Origin of the sequence: Shouchella miscanthi (assembly GCF_007725405.1) — a bacterium.
GTDB classification, from domain to species: domain Bacteria; phylum Bacillota; class Bacilli; order Bacillales; family Bacillaceae_D; genus Shouchella; species Shouchella hunanensis.
Genome location: NZ_CP042163.1, coordinates 99060 through 115716, shown reverse-complemented (window position 1 = coordinate 115716; position 16657 = coordinate 99060). Strand labels below are relative to the sequence as shown.

Sequence of the window (16657 nt, the reverse complement as noted above, 5' to 3'; positions counted from 1 at the left end):
TCAATCACGCCCTACCTACAACATCTGTAACACTAAGTATAGTGTAATTAATAGACCAACAAAAGTCATGAGTAGAAATAACTCTGTATACCCATGCCTTTTTTTCTGCTTTTTGGCTCGTGACATTCTTGTATTAGAGTGACGATCAAGTGTAGATGAGGGTTCCGTTTGGTATTGAGTTCGCAATAAATCCTGTTTCATATCACCTGCTTGTATATAGTGTCCATGAAGTGCCCCAATCATACTTTTCTTAAACGGCTTTAATTGCTCCGACGATTCAATCATTTTCTTTAACTGTGCAAGCGGCTTCCCAGGCTGTTTTCTTAATTGTTGGGGATAAGCACAGTGAATCATTAAAATGGCAACAGAAAAAAGATCATAACTTACTTCTGCCTTCCGGCTTTCACCGAGCCAGTACCCTCGATCATATAATTCTGTGTACTCTTTAATGGCCCGATCTTTTTTTGTTGTACCACCTACATCTAACAAACGAACGCTTGTCGCATTTTTTGTGACGATAATATTTTCTGGTTTTATATCACCAAATATCCAACCGCGATCATGTAGACCTTGAAGTTGATCAAGCAGCTGTAAAACGACAACAGAGAGCCATTCACTGCCCTTCCCTTCCATAAAGCGTAAAAAATCGACCCCTTGAATATATTCCATCACATAAAAAGGGACGATTGACTTGCTTCCTGCTTCTACATAATCGTCTACTTCATATAAATAAGGCCCAAGACAAGTATCTTGAACCTTACTTAATTCTTTGAGTACATTGACTTCTTGAGCAATGGACATTTGATCATTGCCAAACTTTATTGCCACTTTCCGCTCGGTTGAGTGAGCAAGATAAACTGCCCCTGTTATCCCTTCACCTAACTTGCGCACAATCGAATAATGCTGTCGGTTCCATTTTCCAGTAACAACAGTTCCAGGAGTAAGCAGCTTTTGCTTAGCCGAAGAGTTGGTCGTCTTCATGTCCAATGACTCTCCTTCTTGAGCCGCTTTCTTTCATAACGGAAAGAGCCGCTTTTAATGCCGGACCAGTCGGCGTCATCCCACCTGAAGATAACTTGCTTAGCAATTTCGTTAAACGGTTTAACGTCGGCGAAAAATCCATTACTTTTTCGATTGGATGTTTTCGTCCAGGAAATGTATAAACGGCGAAAGACGTATCCCCGGTTCTAGAGTGTAAACCAATTGAAAGATCTTCCAATGCTTCTTGAACTTTAGTAAGTTTATTCGCCATACTAGCACTCGTATCAATGAGAATACAGACTTCTAAATGAGCCGTTTCACTAATTTCGTCTACGACCTCCATTACCTCGCCTCTTTTTTCAGGGGGAAGTGAATCCATTTCTTCTCCTTTACCTAAGATTTGCTTTAACTCTTGGTTAATAACGCCATGTAAAGTTTGCGTCATCGCTTTCTGCGTCACCACTTGAACCGTTTGCGATAATTGTCTTGCATATACAATCTCACTTACACCGCCACCAGCATCAGCAATCGCTTCTACTTCGTTTAATCCATGCGCATTTTCTTTTTGATCACCCATAATACCGATGACGTTGACGGCGATTCCGAACTCCTGTGCTAGTCGAGCAATCGCGATTGGATCTTCTCCATCATTTGAATAGCCATCTGTTATAAGTAAGATTTGCTTTAAAGTCCCTTTCATTGCATTCCCTCCAGCTAGCTTTTAGTCTTACAAGCATCGCCATGAAGGTACGCTTTTATACGCTTACGTTCCAGTTGCTTGCTTAAAGAACGCTCTGCTTTTCTTTTGCTTCTGAACTTTAGGATGAATAGGAATGGAAGTCCACTTCGGCTTGTGTAGCTTTATTTGTGTGACGACAATCGTCATGTCATCTTCTATAATGTTTCCATCCTCTGAGCGAATAACCCGCTCCAAAATAATATCGGCAACTTCTTGCGGATCGTCTGTCGCGATCTCAGAAATAATTCGCTTCATCCACTGTTCTCGGTTCTCAACAGACCGCTTCGCTTCTAGCACACCATCGCTACACATAATAAGTAAATCGCCATCTCGCAGTTGCTCTTGCACGACTTCCACTTCAAATTCGGGAATAATCCCCATCGGTAAGTTACCAGCTTCCACTTTTGATACTCGGTTTCCACGCTTTATGAAACTCGGTGTCGATCCAATTTTCAGAAATTTAGCGTGTGCATCGTTCATATCAATCATCGCCAGATCTAATGTCGAAAACATTTCCTCTGTATTGCGCAGAGACAAAATGGAGTTCACTGACTTAATCGCTACGGTTTCTTCTATACCCGATTGAAGTACCTTTTGCAAAAGTGCCAACGTTTCACTACTCTCTAAGTACGCTTTCTCACCATTCCCCATCCCATCACTAATAGCAATGGCATATTTATCGCTATTGAGCTCAATCATCGAATAATTGTCCCCGGATAACCATTCGCCTCCTTTTGCAACTTTTGCTACACCTGATTCCATAACAAATGCTTGAGCGGAACCAAATGATAGATGACTGTAGCCATTCGCGTAAAAACGCGGTTCCTCCCGTTTTAATATGATGGTCTCCTTTACTAAGTCTGACAGCATCGGTGCAATAATTTTTTCAGCCTCGCCATTATCATGATCACATTGAACGCTCATTTCAATTTCAATTCGCCCACTTTCAATACTATAAATGTCGATATGACCAACATCAATTCCCGCACCACGCAATGCATCGACCATATATTCTTCTTGAATTAAATGAGGCTGCTTTTCTTTTTGAATTTCTTTAGCGAAATCCCCCATCACTCTAGATACCCCTAATAATTGATCTGCTACTAAGCGCTGGCTTTCCTGAACTTGCCGTTTTAATTCTTTATTAGCTCGATATTGATTTGTCTCCATATGAATCGCTGCAATAACTTGATCAGGCTTGCGACAATGGCTTCTCCACTGACGTTGCAATTTCGGATCATTCATTGTCCCATTCACTTCAATATGTTCAACCATCTTCGCCATTGAATCGTACGTTTGATTAAAATTTTGAACCCAACATTTTTCCTTCATCATACACGTTTGGCATGTTTTTTCCGTGACGTGACTAAGCAACACATCCACATCGTTTGAATGTTGTTCTTCATCACTTTTTTGCTGGACTTTAAAGCTGTTCGATAGCGTTTGGAAAAGCGAAGAGAAGCGCTCGACTCGTCCTGCTGTTGCATCTCGAACTTTTCGTAAGTACTGCTGTTGTTCTTGAGCGTGTTCAACAGTACCAGGTATATACTTTGCTATTGATCGAAGCCAACTTCTTGGGGTCAGTAGAAATAGCGCAATGGCAATACCTGTTTCGGCTACAGTAGCGAAAATACTGCCGCCTCCATCCCCATACAGTCCTATTAATAAGGTACCAACTAGTAGCCCAAAGGCAACACCGATACGGTTTCCTTCTTTTAGTAAACCACCTAATAAACCAGCAAATGCAAGCAAACTCATTTGATACAAGCTCGCCACACTAGCCAAACTCAAAATTAATCCCGTTACAACACCTACGGTAGACCCAATCGCCGCACCGCCTACAAATGCGAAGATTAGCACTAAGTAGCGAGCAAGACTATGCTGCATGACAACATCATTTAATGCCCACCCTATCGTCCCCGTCATGACGGAAGCAAGCAAAATAATAAGACAGATAATCTCCTCGTTTCGCAAAGCTTGTCCGCCCCGTTTTCCCGTAATAAGCGGAATGCTCTGTACGAAGATCATTGTCAAAATAAAGCTTAAGCCTGCCTCAACGGTTGCCATCATTAAGGCATACTGACTAATCGTTCCAGTTGTGACAAATACTAAACCAAGTCGAGTCAGTATACTCGCCCCAAAGACTAAGTAAGGTAGGGCTTTTCCTGGTTGATCCAAAAATGTTTTGGCACCTCTATATAATAAAAGAAAGATTGCCATTCCTATTAAAGCAAAGAAGATTTCTCCATGATAACTAAATACTGTACCCGCTAGTAACGCTATACTAGCTATCAGAGCATGATTTCGTCGCAGTAAAAAGACCGAAGCCAAAAATGGCAAGATAAACGGTGTAAGCTCAGCTAAGATCATCGCTCTTCCTAGAAGAAAACCAACAAGAGCGATTAATAAACCCCATTCAAAGAAAAGTGTTTTGCTCATGTTTTTCAAAGCTTGTCCACTTACTTGTAACCGGGCTTGTACATGATTTATTCTTTCAAAAGCACCTGTAGCTAAAAGCGTTCCGTTTGACTTCTCTGTTTTCACGATTGCGCCACCACCTATTTAGATATCGTAGTGTCACTATACCAACTGTAAAGAACAGAATTTGTCAGAATTACGTAACGCGTTAAAAAAGACTTTCGACCTTCTTCGGCTTAACTAGCAAAAAAAAATCACAAAAAGTAAGAATTTTAAGAAGGTGACTAGCATATTCTTGCTAGTTTACACTACCTTTGCCAACAAATGACGGACAAAAGTACGTTTAAGAATAGAAAAATGGGTTCTACCATCATCCATCACACTAGCTATAACATAAAAAAAGATGACCCTCTTTACGAGAGTCATCTTTTTTCTTTGATAGCGGCGGAGGGGATCGAACCCCCGACCTCACGGGTATGAACCGTACGCTCTAGCCAGCTGAGCTACACCGCCATGTTTTTCACGACGCTTATTAATATACTTCTTTTTTTTATTGAAGTCAATAGGAATTAAAAGAAAAAAGAGTGATCTTTTCACTCTTTCTCTTAACCATTCGTTCTATATAACGGACGATACGTTACACAAGCTGCATGCTAACCTCGTTTCGCACCTCTGCCGCCACGTTTTGATTCTGTTTGACGTTTAATCGTTGTTAGGCGTTCCTCACTATCTTTTAAGAAACGGCTCATCTTATCTTCAAAAGATGGTGTGACACGCGGTTTACTTCCACCTCGGAAACCACCTGACTGACGATTCGGACGCGGTGAATCAGAATGAGAAGGGCGAGGCGGTCTCTTTTCTTCTACTGGTTTGTCAATAGCCTTGCGGATAGAGAGTCCGATTTTGCCATCATTTTCTACATTGACGACTTTAACGGTAACCTCATCGCCGACTTTTAATAGTTCATTAATATCTTTAACATAGTGATCCGCAACCTCACTAATGTGCACAAGTCCTGTTTTTCCTTCTGGTAATTCAACGAATGCACCAAAGTGTGTAATACCAGTAACCTTGCCTTGCAGCTTGCTGCCTGCTTCTATGGACATGAAAACGTACATCCTCCTTAAAATTTTAGGTAAATTCCATACTTGAAAACATTATACTCGACAGCAAAAAAACGTGTCAATCGCTGTTTTGCTTCGTTACGTTAATTCTTTGCTCACCAGGCAATGTAAGGAAATAATCTCTTCTTGCAATTTCCATAATATACTCTACGTCTTGATAGTTTTCAATCTCTTGCTTTAAGAAATCTCGTTCTTCCAATAACGTTGCTTGCTCGGTTTGCAAACTCTCAACCTCTGCCTTTTTCTCGCTAATTTGAGCCGATTGTTTAAACAAGGTAATACCGCATACAATCATTAGAACCCCAAACACGACGCCCATAAATGTTAAGCGTCTGTATAACCCTTTACGTCGCTTTGATTGTCGATCTAACTCCTGCTGCCGTTGTTCCATATACTTTGTATCAATTTCTCTGATTGTTGCTCGTTTAGACGCCACACTACTCACCTCTACTTCTTCTTCATTAAACGGTCGCAGAAACCCTTTATTTTTCCAAAGATAGGCTGTCCTTTCTTGGCAACTTTGACAACGCCTAGAAGAGACAGGACAAAATAAAGTGGTTTCCATAACAAATAGAAGATAAGACTCCACAATGTAAGTACTATCATCATAGCGAAACGCCTACAAATGTGCAATAACCATTTTACAGGATTAAACAATAGCGTCTTTATAACATACACTAAGAAAGCGAAAAGTTTTTTGAAGAAAAAGATGATCCCGGTAAGAATTTTGTTGTATACATGTTTAAACATTGCTTGATATGCAGCAAACCCTAGCATCAAAGCAATGAATACAAAAATGCGAACTTCTCCAAAATTAACCTGATAAAGGATATAGAAAACGAGTAGAGCCTGTACCGTCCAAAAACAAAAATCTGCTACTGCTGTTTGAATGTCGAAGGAATGTTTCTTACCAATAAACCGATGATAGGTATCTAAAGCCGCTCCGAGCCATACGCCCATCGCGGCCATTGATAACATTGATAGAAACTGCACAGTTAGTGTCATTATTTAAATAGCTTTCCAAATAATCCTTTTGATTTCCCTTGCTGATTCTGGTCTACATAAATAAGGTCGTAAATCTTTCCTTCTATTGACACATTCCCTTGCTCGACATTCAAATTTTTCATATGCAAATTTTGACCTTTAATTGATAAGTACCCCATGACCGTTTCCAATAAAAACTCTTCATTATCAAAACTATCTACTTGCTTCACACCTGTAATATCTAATTGTTTGCGACCTTTAATCGTAATATCGTGGTCATTGTTTTTTCTTTCCCTTCCCATTGGTGCTCCAAACTCGTAGTTTGTTTGATCCATACTATGCACGCTCCTCGAAAAAACAGTTCTTTACTTGATACTTATGCAGTGCTTAAGTATGGTAGAACAAGCTATTTATTCCGACAAGAAGGAGAATGACAAATGACCGTCTATTTGCTCACAGAGACGATGGATGAACAGAGCTTGATGTCGCCACAGATCCAGCACATCCATACGTTCAACGACGTCAAATGTACTGGTGCTAACCTTGTTTTGTGCACGTCTTCTTATTTGACTGAATCCGACGACGCCGCTCTTCTATACGCCGCTTTACAAAAAAGCAGCTGGCCTAATCAAGCGGTTCTCATAATGAACGAGAACACGATTTTTTCCTATCATGTCCATACTACGCTTCTATCTTTTTTGCGCTATATGAGCGCCCTCATTGTACCTGACTTCCAGCTACAGCCATTAACAGGTGAACAAAATGAGATACAAGCAGTCCGTAAGATATTTCAAAACCAACAGGTTACGACTCTCTATCTCTATCGTCAACGGACTTATTTTCGTCTCACAAGAGATTCAATGAGTGCTAAAGATCCACGTTCCATTCAACAAGTCATCGCCGAGTTACAGCAAGGGTAATAAAAAAAGATATGTAGTGGACAGAATCGCCCTACATATCTTACGTAAATTCTAGTTTCTTTCGTTTATCTTTATGCTTATGTTCAATTTTAATTTCTTGGTTTCGTTGTTTGAACTTTTCATTATGAGAAGAAACGTACGCTTGTTTAGTCGCAGCAGGATCAAGGTATTGCTTAACGCCGTTCACAGCTGTAGCCCCTTCAACAAATGCACCTGAAATTAATTGAAGCTTGCCTGCATGCCTTGTCACATCTCCAGCAGCAAAGATTCCAGGCTGACTGGTTTCCATGCATGGCGAAACACGGACAAATCCATCTGCCTCTAACTCTAAGCCCGCTTCCATTAGAAAACACCCGTCCATCTTCATACCGTGGTTTACAATGACAGCATCAATGTCAAACCGCTCCTCAAGTTGAGTATCACAATGCGCGAGAGTCACTGAATCAATGGCTGCTAGCTCACCATGTAGCTCTTTAATTTGAAACGGTGTTCGCAGCTCTACTTTTGATTTCATATGAGCGACGTTTTTTTCGTGTCCTCCAAAATCGTGCCTTCTGTGGCAGACAATGACTTCTTTTGCTACACCGACTAATTCATTTGCCCAATCCACCGCAGCGTTTCCGCCACCTGATATTAACACGCGCTTATCTCGAAAACTTTCAATTTGAGTTACCGTATAATGAAGATTAGACACCTCAAAACGATCTGCACCCTCTAGCTCTAACTTCTGCATAACAGGAATTCCGTGACCTGAAGCTAGCAAAACCGTTTTGCTATAATGCTTATCACCTTTATCATTAAAAAGTGTAAACGTTCCGTCAGGCTCACGCACCATCTTCTCAATATGTTCGTTTGTACAAATCGTTGGATCAAATGTATTTGCTTGATTAACTAATTGATCGATAAGAGTTGCCCCCGGTGTAGGTGGCATGCCTCCTACATCCCAAATAATTTTTTCCGGGTAAAAGAGAATCTTTCCGCCCAATTCGCTATTATATTCAATTAATTTTACTTTTAAGTCTCGCATTCCCGCATAAAACGTACTGTACAGCCCAGCAGGCCCAGCACCAATAATTGTAAGATCGTACATCTCGTTTTGTTGCACGGTCCTTCCTCCAATTTCGCCAGGATAATGAAAATCATTCTCATATATAAATACAGTGTATGCAACAATCGCTTGAATTTCAAGTCAAACATTTTACACAATCGTGTCATTTTCCTCATTGGCAACGGTAAGGTTTTCTTTTGATTTCTATTTGCGTAAGCCTTATAGTTACTAGAAAAGGCACCCTTAGGAGTGATTTATGTTGAGCAAACCTAAAGTATTCTTAGCACACCCTGTTCCTGAAAGCGCATTAACGTACCTTTCCCAGCATTGTTCTTATACGATATGGGATCAACAGAAGACACTGCAACAGGATGATTTAAGAGCCATCTTGAAACAAGTTGATGGTGCGTTGCTTACCGGTCATGCAGTGGATGCAGCGCTTGTAGAAGGGTGCGACCGATTAAAAGTGATTAGTACGGCAACTGTTGGTTATGACAAATTTGACCCTACAGGATTAGCAAACGAGGGTGTGTTGCTTACCAATACCCCTTATGTACTAGACGAGACGGTAGCTGACCTTCTGTTCGGTCTTATTTTATCCGGCTCTAGAAGAATCGCTGAATTACATACGCACATTCAAAACGGGGAATGGAGCAAAGAAACAGCGTCAGACGCTTTATTTGGACAAGATGTTTACGAGAAGACACTCGGTATCGTTGGGATGGGCCGAATTGGTGAGAAAATCGCCCATCGAGCCAAGGAAGGATTTGGCATGAACATCCTCTATCACAATCGTTCTCATCGACCTGAAGCAGAGAAACGCTATAACGCTGAAAAAGTGGAATTAGATGATCTGCTCTCACGCTCAGATATCGTCGTATTAATGGTTCCTCTGACAGATGAAACGAAGCACCTCATTGATAAAGACGCTTTACGCAAGATGAAATCAACCGCATTACTCGTTAATGGAGCTCGCGGTAGTGTCATCGATGAAAGAGCACTTATAGAGGCTTTACAAAATAACGAGATCTTTGGAGCAGCCCTCGATGTGTTTGAAACCGAACCATTACCGCATGATCACCCATTTTTAACAATGAAAAATGTTACTCTTACTCCTCATATCGGCTCGGCTACTGCAGCTACGAGAGAAGCGATGGCGATGCGTGCCATTCAAAATCTTGTCGCTGGTGCTAAAGGCGAAACACCGACCGATGTTGTTAAAGGCTAAAAAAAAGCGTACCCCATGGTACGCTTTTTTGATGTATATTACCTACTTAGATGGTAATAGCTGCGATGTCTTCAACACGTAAATCAGCCTTAGACAAGTCTTGATTTCCTGAATGTGGATTCACATACCCAATGACAGTCATTCCAGCTGCTTTTCCTGCTTGAACACCGTGTGCAGCATCCTCTAAAACCGTGCAGTGCTGAGGACTAACCCCTAGACGATCAGCTACTGTTAAATAAATGTCTGGCGCAGGCTTCCCTTTTGCTACTTGTTCCCCACTTAAGACAACATCAAATTGATCTTTTATGGAGAATCCGGTTAAGACTGCATCAATAAAAGCAACAGTTGACGACGATCCTAGGCCAATCTTGTAGCCTTTTTCTTTTAATTGTTCAAGTAACTCTCGAATACCATCAATGGGTTCCATGTTGGCGTCGCGTAAATAGGCTAATTTTTTTTCATTTGCCTCTTGTAACAGCGTATCTACATCAAAGTCTGCCTGGTGCTCTGCTTTCAAGGAAGACCACATCTCATCTGCGCGTGTACCGACGTAGGATTCGAGCTCTCCTTCTTTTAACGTAATGCCCTTCTCCTTTGCAAGTTCCGCTTCAACGGCAAAGTGCAGAGGTTCGCTATTAATAATGACCCCATCCATGTCAAAAATAAATGCTTTCATTAGACCGATTCCTCTTTCACAATAGTATACATTTCTGCTGCTGTGTCTTTCTTCGTTGTTTCTCTTAGGTCGTTAATTTCAACGGTGACGAGCTTTTGACCAAAACGAATAGAAAGCTCATCTCCGGGCTTAACTGTGGTACCGGCCTTTGCTGTTTGACCGTTCACCGTAATTCTACCTTGATCACTAATCTCTTTAGCTAATGTTCGTCTTTTAATCAAACGGGATACCTTTAAAAATTTATCAAGTCTCATAAGTTGGCTCCTTTATTCATCGCTTTCTAAACGCTTGGCTTCTTTCCACCATGCGTCCAGCGTAGTCACATTCACATCATCGATTGTCATGCTTGCTTTTTCTGCTTGAGCTTCAACATACTCAAATCTTGTTAGAAAAGTCGTTAATGCCTTATGCAGGGATACTTCTGGTGATTGCTTAATAAATCGACCTAAGCTCACAACTGCGAGCAGTAAATCACCATATTCTTTCTCCAGTTCTAGGTCCTCAGCCGCTTTTACTTCATTCAGCTCTTCTAACACTTTATCATACACTTGTTCAATGGCTTCATATTCAAATCCGGTTTTCGCAATGTCTTTCTGCATCGTTTCCGCTGCTGCCAACATAGAAGGAAAGGAAGAAATCGACCGCTTCGGCTGTGACATGTTGCTGTCTGCCTTTTCTTTTCGTTTCACTTCTTCCCAGACCGATGTCACATCTTCAGCAGACTGCACAGACTTGTCCCCAAATACATGCGGGTGTCGACGAATCATTTTTTCTGTCAACGTCTCAATAACATCTGCAAGCTGAAAATACCCTGCCTCTTCACCAATTTGTGCGTGCAGGAGAACTTGCAGGAGCACATCCCCAAGTTCTTCAGTTAACTGTTCATCATCTTCTTGATCAATCGCCTCGAGCACTTCATACGATTCCTCTAATAAGAATCGCTTCAATGATTGATGCGTTTGTTTTCGATCCCAAGGGCAACCTTCTGGACTCCGTAACCGAGCAATAACGCCCTTTAAATACTGTATGTCCTTATAAAGGAGTTTTTCATCCTGAACTGGCGGCACGTACACAGCAGTTAAATTATTTACTTCCGTTTGATGATCAAGCTCATATAACGGTACGCGTACAAGCTCCTCTTCTGCCGTACCCGCAGCCGTACAGATTGTCACCTCATAATCGTCTGGATAGCTTTCCATTAGCGTAAGCTTAACATCTGATGCAATGAGGCTATCATACACTTGGACAATAATAAGATGATGACGCATTTGAATTTCCTCTTGCTTCAATACCGTTCCATCAAGAATTTGACAGCCTTCGATTGGATCAATTCTAAGGCTCGTATACATTTGATCGAGAAAAGATGTCCCTCCAACAACTTCTAGCTTTACCTGATGGTGATCGGCTGCATCTTGTAAGAGCTGAACGGTCTTCTCTGCCACAAACGGATGACCTGGTACTGCATATACAACATCCTCCACTTGAGCACGATCGATTAAGTCGTTTACTATTGTTTTGTATACGGCTTCAAACGAATCAAATCGCTCGTACGTTTCGTCGTAGGACTCAAACGTTACGCCTTCTTGCTGCAAGTCTGCCACAACCGGGTGATCAAGGGTACGCACACGGACATCCGGTGCTCCCTTCAAGGTACGATACACACCTAGTGGCATCTGATCTAATTCTCCTGCTCCTAAACCAACTACTTTAATCATTCCCATCGTACACCTCTATTTGTTAATAAACTTTTGAATAACCTGTTTCCGTAAAGCCGCTAATTTAGGCGCACTAGCCCATTCTCGCACCGTAAAAATATTGCTAAACAATACTGCCACCCCTACATAACCTGCACCAATTCCTGCAAGAGTAAGGGCTTGGATTGCATGAACACTTCGTTGACTTGGTAAAGAAAGCCATTGATTCATTCCTGCCTTAACCCCAAGTACGAGTACCCCCATACTGAGCAGCACGATAAGCAATATTACATATGATTGCTTTTGTACAAACAGTCGCTGATCAATCTTTTTTAGCGAATACAGCACAATGCCCATCATCACTGTAAAGGCTAACACATTTGCAAGGGCTGCACCCATCGTAGACTTCATTACCGTTATAAACATCACATTTCCAATTATTTTTGTTCCTATACCTGCAACGATTGCATAGACCGGAATATGGATGCGTCCATACCCTTGAATAATAGCAGCCCCAGCCAAATAGATAGAACAAGGAAAAATGGACAAAACAAACACTCTTAATACTTCGGTACCTGCTTGGTTTGTAAAAAGCATGGTGTTAATTGAATCCATTAATAAAAACAGCCCAATTGTTGCCCCACCACCTAGCAGAATCGTTAGTCTCATCATGACATCGCGATAGCGTCGCGCATCCTTGTACCTTTTCGTTGCGAGGGCGTTTGATAATAATGGTACAACGGCTAGAGCAATCGATGTAATTAAAATGGTCCCTAATTGAATTAAAGGCTGGCCGCGATCATAGACTCCTTTTGCTGTGTAGATCGCGACATCGGACATCGATGTTGCTTGTAAGGAGCGTACAACGGTCATAACGTCAACAACTTGAAATAGCAATAAAATAAGTGAATTTAAACAAATAAACAAGCTTTGCTTTAAAAAAACAGCCTGATGGCGGAAAAACTTTTTGAAAGAAAGTTGAGTATGAAAACGCATATCTTTTTTATTCGCTAGCACAAGTAAAAAAGCACAGCCAACTACGCTACCTAGAAGAGAGGCATAGATAGCACCTTCCCCTATTACGTAGGCATCATATCCTCTAGAGGCTAACACATACGTTAAAACAAGAATGGCTAGCACCCGAACAAATTGCTCGCTTACTTGCGATAGTGCTGTCGGCGTCATATGATTTATCCCTTGCCCAGCTCCTCTAAAAATACTTAAAACAGGTAGAAATAAAAACCCAAACCCAACAAGTCGAATGACATCTGTAAGAGATTCATCCCCGATAAATAAAGCAAGTTGGCGTGAAAAGACTATAAAGAGCGCGCATATCACAATGGATACTAGCGATAATCCTAAAAACGTATAGCTTAATAATTCGTTGACTTCTTCATCTTTTCCTTGTGCTTTTTTCTCAGCAATTTGCCTTGACAGCACAACAGGAAAACCATATAAGGCTAGGATTGTCATCATGCCAAAGAAAGGATAGACTTGCTGATAGACATAAAAACCTAGATCTCCAGCCATATTTTGAAAAGGAATTCGGTAGACAGCACTTAATAATTTCGTTACGAGTGCAGCAACCGATAAGAGGAAAGCCCCTTTTAGCACGTGTGATGTATTCAAGTACTCTTCCCCCTTTACCTTTCTAAAATAGCATCATCCTTGCATGTTGTCGAACTTATCTCATCACGAAATTGAACTAGAATTCTTATCATGTTTAATTCTTTTTTCAGCCTATTCATACATAATCATAAAACATGGTATGATAAGAACAAAAGATATGATATAGTAGGTGATTGCTTGAAACAAACAAATCCATGGCTCGCCATATGGGTTGCGCCTCGCCAAACAATGAAAGATACATTAAAAAGTGATATACATAAACAAGCGACTCTCATACTATCCATTATTTTTGGAGGGTTAACCAGTTTTTGGTTTTCTAGAAGTGAAACGTTGCTTCTAGCTTCTACAGGTAATTTCCTTCCACTTGTCATTACCATTTTAATTGGGGCATTTACTGGACCGATCCTTTATTACGGCTTTAGTTTTGCGTTTGGCCATGTAGGCGGTTGGTATGGAGGAAACGGTGACGTCAAAGCGACACGAAAAGTATTTGTTTACGCTTTGTTTATGCCTGGCATTTTTGTTGGTTTAATTAATTTGATTCTATTTGGTCTCGCTTTACTCACCCTTCAAGCCCAAACGCCGATCTTACGTACGATCGTTAGTTTCGGCTCAGTCATGATTGACTTAACAGTCGTTTGGGTTTTCGCCATTTTTTTGATTGCTTATTCCGAAGCACAAAAGATTGGTATCTTGAAAGCCCTGCTTGTCATCATCGCCATGATTGGATGTCTTGCAGGGCTGTACATTGTAGTCGATTTACTAGCACACTTACTAATCGGTTAAGATTGAAATAGACGGAGAGGTATGGAATGAAAAAAATTATTTTTACTGGTGGAGGAACCGCAGGACACGTAACACCGAACTTAGCGATTATTCATCAGATGGATCGAAGCAAGTGGTCCATCGCTTATATTGGTTCTTACGATGGCATTGAAAGAGAACTTGTGGAGAAAAACAATATTCCTTATTTTGGAATTTCTAGTGGCAAATTAAGACGCTATTTCGATATGAAAAATGTAACAGATCTTGCTCGAATCTCAAACGGCCTTAGACAGGCTCGTAAAATTTTAAAAAAAGAGAAACCTGATGTGGTCTTCTCTAAAGGCGGGTTCGTAACGGTTCCAGTTGTGATTGCAGCTTATTCACTTGGCATTCCTGTTCACTTACATGAAAGTGACTTAACGCCCGGCTTAGCCAATCGAATTGCCAAGCGCTTTACAAAGATGTTCTACACGTCATTTGCTGAAACAGCAAAACACTTTCCTAGCGAACAAACAAACGTTGTCGGCTCACCCATCCGTGATGATTTAATGTCTGGTTCACGTACACAAGGGTTGGCACTCACTGACTTTATTAAACAGAAACCCGTACTACTCGTAATGGGTGGAAGTTTAGGGGCTAAGGCGATTAATGAAGGCATTCGTCAATCACTAGAGGATTTGCTTAATACGTATCAAATCATTCATATCTGTGGAAAAGGCCATCTTGATCCCGCACTAGAAGGGAAGCGTGGCTATAAACAATATGAATATGTGCATGAAGAGCTTCCCCACCTCATGCAAGCCGCAGATATCGTTGTCACCCGGGGTGGGTCAAATGCTATTTTTGAATTTCTTGCATTGCAAATCCCTATGCTTATTATCCCGTTGTCGAGACAGAGTAGCCGTGGTGACCAAATTTTGAACGCACAAACGTTTGTAAAGAATGGCTATGCCCACATGCTAGAGGAAGAATCTATGAAAGGCGATGCACTCGTAAAAGAAATCCACGCTTTATATGCGAATCGCGAGCCTATATTAACAACGATGCAGAAAAGCGAAGCAACTCGCGCCGTTCCTCTCATTATTGAACAACTAAACCGAATCTAATCTGTACGAGAAAAGGCCCCCTGTCTAGTAGACTGGGGGCCTTTTCTATCGTCTAAATAAACAGTATGCCAATCGTTAACGCCAAGATTAAACCAACAATGACTAAGAAGATGGTTAATAAAACAGTAAAAATAATATAGACGAGTAATGACTTCCACGCTGAAAAACCATGTGCCTCTCCTAACCCTTGTAGCATTACAATAAATTGCCATATAAATAACACAATCAGAAGTAAGGATGCAACAAGTAGTGCCCAATTTTGTAAGCCGCTAAGCTGGGGCTCTAAAGAATTTTCAAAAACTAAGAAGTAGCTCTCACCAATTAGTAAGATAAAAGGTAATAGTAAAATGCCAATAAAAATCTGAGGTAACACTTGTGTATAAATAACAGCGACTCTCACTTCTGCTAACGAACCTCTACCTCCAACCCAACTACCAAACCATTTAAACAAAACGGGCATTAAAAATACCGATAACACAGACGTAACAATAGCACCAAGAAATACAGAAAGACTAAACACTGAAGCTGAAAAAGGCGCTTCCATTTCAAAGGAAAACATAATCGAAAAAATTCCAGATATGTAGGCAAGAAGTAAGTATTTACCAAATGGTTGTGCCTGTGCTTCCTGCTCAATTTTGTTACGAATAACCCCTCTCGGATTTATCCAAACTTTAAAGAATGTACTCATATAAACCTCCCTTTTTCTTTATTTTATTCTACATGGCTACTAAATGAAATAAAGAAAAACATATGAGCGATCTCGCTCATATGTTTTTTGACACTATTGTTCCATTTGACGGGCTAAAAAGCCAGCTGCGGTTTCAGCCATTTTCTGTTCTAGTTTTCCTGATAGCGCTTCTGACTTTGAAAAGATCACAACTGCACCAATAGGATCACCACTAGCAATGATTGGTGCCGCCACGTAGCCTTTATAATCATCTTTGTGATCGCCAACAAGGTTATATTCGCCTGCATTCGCTTCCATGTGAGATTTACGGTTAGCCATTACAGTTTCAATTACTTCACCAACGGCCTTGTTTGCATATTCTTTTTTAGAAGCGCCAGCTACCGCAATATATGTATCACGATCAGAAATTAACACATATTGATTTAAACTATCGTATAAGGCCTCGGCATATTCCTTTGCGAAGTCACCTAACTCAGAGATTGGTGAGTATTTCTTTAGAATCACTTCACCTTCTCGATCAACAAATATTTCGAGCGGATCGCCTTCACGAATGCGTAACGTTCTTCTTATTTCTTTAGGTATAACAACCCTGCCAAGATCGTCAATACGTCTTACAATTCCAGTTGCTTTCATACATAAAGCCTCGCTTTCTAAGAT

18 protein-coding genes and 1 tRNA gene are annotated in these 16657 nt (G+C 40.9%); 4 read left to right on the top strand and 15 right to left on the bottom strand.

The features are described 5' to 3' along the window. Positions 1-15: 15 nt before the first annotated feature. The 8 genes from prkT to yabP all read right to left on the bottom strand — a co-directional run bounded on the left by prkT (position 16) and on the right by yabP (position 6581). A complete protein-coding gene (prkT, locus tag FPV17_RS00525; protein WP_052007982.1) occupies positions 16-981 on the bottom strand; it encodes a serine/threonine protein kinase PrkT in 966 nt (321 codons plus the stop codon). Then, positions 956-1681: a vWA domain-containing protein gene (locus tag FPV17_RS00520; RefSeq protein WP_035395128.1), complete on the bottom strand. Its 726-nt coding sequence runs from the start codon at positions 1679-1681 to the stop codon at positions 956-958. Before FPV17_RS00520 ends, prkT begins: the two co-directional genes overlap by 26 nt. 63 nt (positions 1682-1744) lie before the next feature. Further along, positions 1745-4267, bottom strand: a complete 2523-nt coding sequence (spoIIE, locus tag FPV17_RS00515) for a stage II sporulation protein E (RefSeq protein ID WP_437183320.1) — start codon at positions 4265-4267, stop codon at positions 1745-1747. A 310-nt stretch (positions 4268-4577) separates the two neighbouring features. Continuing rightward, positions 4578-4651: transfer RNA gene (locus tag FPV17_RS00510), tRNA-Met, on the bottom strand. Between the two features lie 140 nt (positions 4652-4791). After that, positions 4792-5244 (bottom strand): S1 domain-containing RNA-binding protein, encoded by a 453-nt coding sequence (locus FPV17_RS00505; RefSeq protein WP_144557411.1) that lies wholly within the window; start codon positions 5242-5244, stop codon positions 4792-4794. Between the two features lie 76 nt (positions 5245-5320). Then, a complete protein-coding gene (locus tag FPV17_RS00500) occupies positions 5321-5698 on the bottom strand; it encodes a septum formation initiator family protein (RefSeq protein ID WP_246117095.1) in 378 nt (125 codons plus the stop codon). Positions 5699-5709: 11 nt separating this feature from the next. After that, positions 5710-6267: a spore cortex biosynthesis protein YabQ gene (gene yabQ / locus FPV17_RS00495; protein ID WP_035395124.1), complete on the bottom strand. Its 558-nt coding sequence runs from the start codon at positions 6265-6267 to the stop codon at positions 5710-5712. Continuing rightward, entirely contained in the window at positions 6267-6581 is a 315-nt protein-coding gene (gene yabP, locus FPV17_RS00490; RefSeq protein WP_078439973.1) for a sporulation protein YabP, read from the bottom strand. Before yabP ends, yabQ begins: the two co-directional genes overlap by 1 nt. A gap of 102 nt (positions 6582-6683) precedes the next feature. Here yabP and FPV17_RS00485 point away from each other — a divergent pair, with 102 nt between their 5' ends. Then, on the top strand, positions 6684-7166 hold the full coding sequence (locus tag FPV17_RS00485) for a hypothetical protein (RefSeq protein ID WP_144557409.1): 483 nt from the start codon (positions 6684-6686) through the stop codon (positions 7164-7166). 40 nt (positions 7167-7206) lie between these two features. Here FPV17_RS00485 and FPV17_RS00480 read toward each other — a convergent pair whose 3' ends face one another. Continuing rightward, positions 7207-8256 (bottom strand): NAD(P)/FAD-dependent oxidoreductase, encoded by a 1050-nt coding sequence (locus FPV17_RS00480; RefSeq protein ID WP_144560380.1) that lies wholly within the window; start codon positions 8254-8256, stop codon positions 7207-7209. A 214-nt stretch (positions 8257-8470) separates the two neighbouring features. Between FPV17_RS00480 and FPV17_RS00475 the strand changes: the two genes are divergently transcribed. Then, a complete protein-coding gene (locus FPV17_RS00475) occupies positions 8471-9442 on the top strand; it encodes a 2-hydroxyacid dehydrogenase (RefSeq protein WP_035395121.1) in 972 nt (323 codons plus the stop codon). 46 nt (positions 9443-9488) lie between these two features. Here FPV17_RS00475 and FPV17_RS00470 read toward each other — a convergent pair whose 3' ends face one another. The 4 genes from FPV17_RS00470 to FPV17_RS00455 are packed head-to-tail and all read right to left on the bottom strand — an operon-like array spanning position 9489 to position 13441. Continuing rightward, on the bottom strand, positions 9489-10118 hold the full coding sequence (locus FPV17_RS00470; protein ID WP_144557407.1) for an HAD family hydrolase: 630 nt from the start codon (positions 10116-10118) through the stop codon (positions 9489-9491). Beyond that, on the bottom strand, positions 10118-10372 hold the full coding sequence (locus tag FPV17_RS00465; RefSeq protein WP_035395120.1) for an RNA-binding S4 domain-containing protein: 255 nt from the start codon (positions 10370-10372) through the stop codon (positions 10118-10120). The genes FPV17_RS00470 and FPV17_RS00465 overlap by 1 nt, the downstream gene beginning before the upstream one ends. A gap of 12 nt (positions 10373-10384) precedes the next feature. After that, complete coding sequence (gene yabN / locus FPV17_RS00460) at positions 10385-11833, bottom strand: bifunctional methyltransferase/pyrophosphohydrolase YabN (protein WP_367614623.1); 1449 nt, start codon at positions 11831-11833, stop codon at positions 10385-10387. 15 nt (positions 11834-11848) lie between these two features. Then, positions 11849-13441, bottom strand: a complete 1593-nt coding sequence (locus FPV17_RS00455) for a putative polysaccharide biosynthesis protein (protein WP_144557403.1) — start codon at positions 13439-13441, stop codon at positions 11849-11851. Positions 13442-13618: 177 nt separating this feature from the next. Here FPV17_RS00455 and FPV17_RS00450 point away from each other — a divergent pair, with 177 nt between their 5' ends. Both FPV17_RS00450 and murG read left to right on the top strand, forming a co-directional pair. Beyond that, on the top strand, positions 13619-14227 hold the full coding sequence (locus FPV17_RS00450) for a YIP1 family protein (protein WP_035395116.1): 609 nt from the start codon (positions 13619-13621) through the stop codon (positions 14225-14227). A gap of 26 nt (positions 14228-14253) precedes the next feature. Further along, positions 14254-15312: an undecaprenyldiphospho-muramoylpentapeptide beta-N-acetylglucosaminyltransferase gene (murG, locus tag FPV17_RS00445; protein WP_144557401.1), complete on the top strand. Its 1059-nt coding sequence runs from the start codon at positions 14254-14256 to the stop codon at positions 15310-15312. Positions 15313-15364: 52 nt separating this feature from the next. Here the strand turns inward: murG and FPV17_RS00440 are convergent, their stop codons facing one another. Beyond that, positions 15365-16000, bottom strand: coding sequence for a YIP1 family protein (locus FPV17_RS00440; RefSeq protein WP_144557399.1), 636 nt, complete (start codon positions 15998-16000; stop codon positions 15365-15367). 93 nt (positions 16001-16093) lie between these two features. Then, complete coding sequence (spoVT, locus tag FPV17_RS00435) at positions 16094-16633, bottom strand: stage V sporulation protein T (RefSeq protein WP_035395114.1); 540 nt, start codon at positions 16631-16633, stop codon at positions 16094-16096. Between the last annotated feature and the right edge of the window lie 24 nt (positions 16634-16657).

Bases quoted from the DNA above. Each gene is read 5' to 3' on its own strand.
- FPV17_RS00505 (WP_144557411.1), bottom strand. From the start codon at position 5,244: ATGTCCATAGAAGCAGGCAGCAAGCTGCAAGGCAAGGTTACTGGTATT.
- FPV17_RS00475 (WP_035395121.1), top strand. From the start codon at position 8,471: ATGTTGAGCAAACCTAAAGTATTCTTAGCACACCCTGTTCCTGAAAGC.
- FPV17_RS00485 (WP_144557409.1), top strand. From the start codon at position 6,684: ATGACCGTCTATTTGCTCACAGAGACGATGGATGAACAGAGCTTGATG.
- FPV17_RS00520 (WP_035395128.1), bottom strand. From the start codon at position 1,681: ATGAAAGGGACTTTAAAGCAAATCTTACTTATAACAGATGGCTATTCA.
- prkT (WP_052007982.1), bottom strand. From the start codon at position 981: ATGAAGACGACCAACTCTTCGGCTAAGCAAAAGCTGCTTACTCCTGGA.
- yabQ (WP_035395124.1), bottom strand. From the start codon at position 6,267: ATGACACTAACTGTGCAGTTTCTATCAATGTTATCAATGGCCGCGATG.
- spoVT (WP_035395114.1), bottom strand. From the start codon at position 16,633: ATGAAAGCAACTGGAATTGTAAGACGTATTGACGATCTTGGCAGGGTT.
- yabP (WP_078439973.1), bottom strand. From the start codon at position 6,581: ATGGATCAAACAAACTACGAGTTTGGAGCACCAATGGGAAGGGAAAGA.
- FPV17_RS00480 (WP_144560380.1), bottom strand. From the start codon at position 8,256: ATGTACGATCTTACAATTATTGGTGCTGGGCCTGCTGGGCTGTACAGT.
- yabN (WP_367614623.1), bottom strand. From the start codon at position 11,833: ATGATTAAAGTAGTTGGTTTAGGAGCAGGAGAATTAGATCAGATGCCA.
- murG (WP_144557401.1), top strand. From the start codon at position 14,254: ATGAAAAAAATTATTTTTACTGGTGGAGGAACCGCAGGACACGTAACA.
- FPV17_RS00470 (WP_144557407.1), bottom strand. From the start codon at position 10,118: ATGAAAGCATTTATTTTTGACATGGATGGGGTCATTATTAATAGCGAA.
- FPV17_RS00440 (WP_144557399.1), bottom strand. From the start codon at position 16,000: ATGAGTACATTCTTTAAAGTTTGGATAAATCCGAGAGGGGTTATTCGT.
- FPV17_RS00465 (WP_035395120.1), bottom strand. From the start codon at position 10,372: ATGAGACTTGATAAATTTTTAAAGGTATCCCGTTTGATTAAAAGACGA.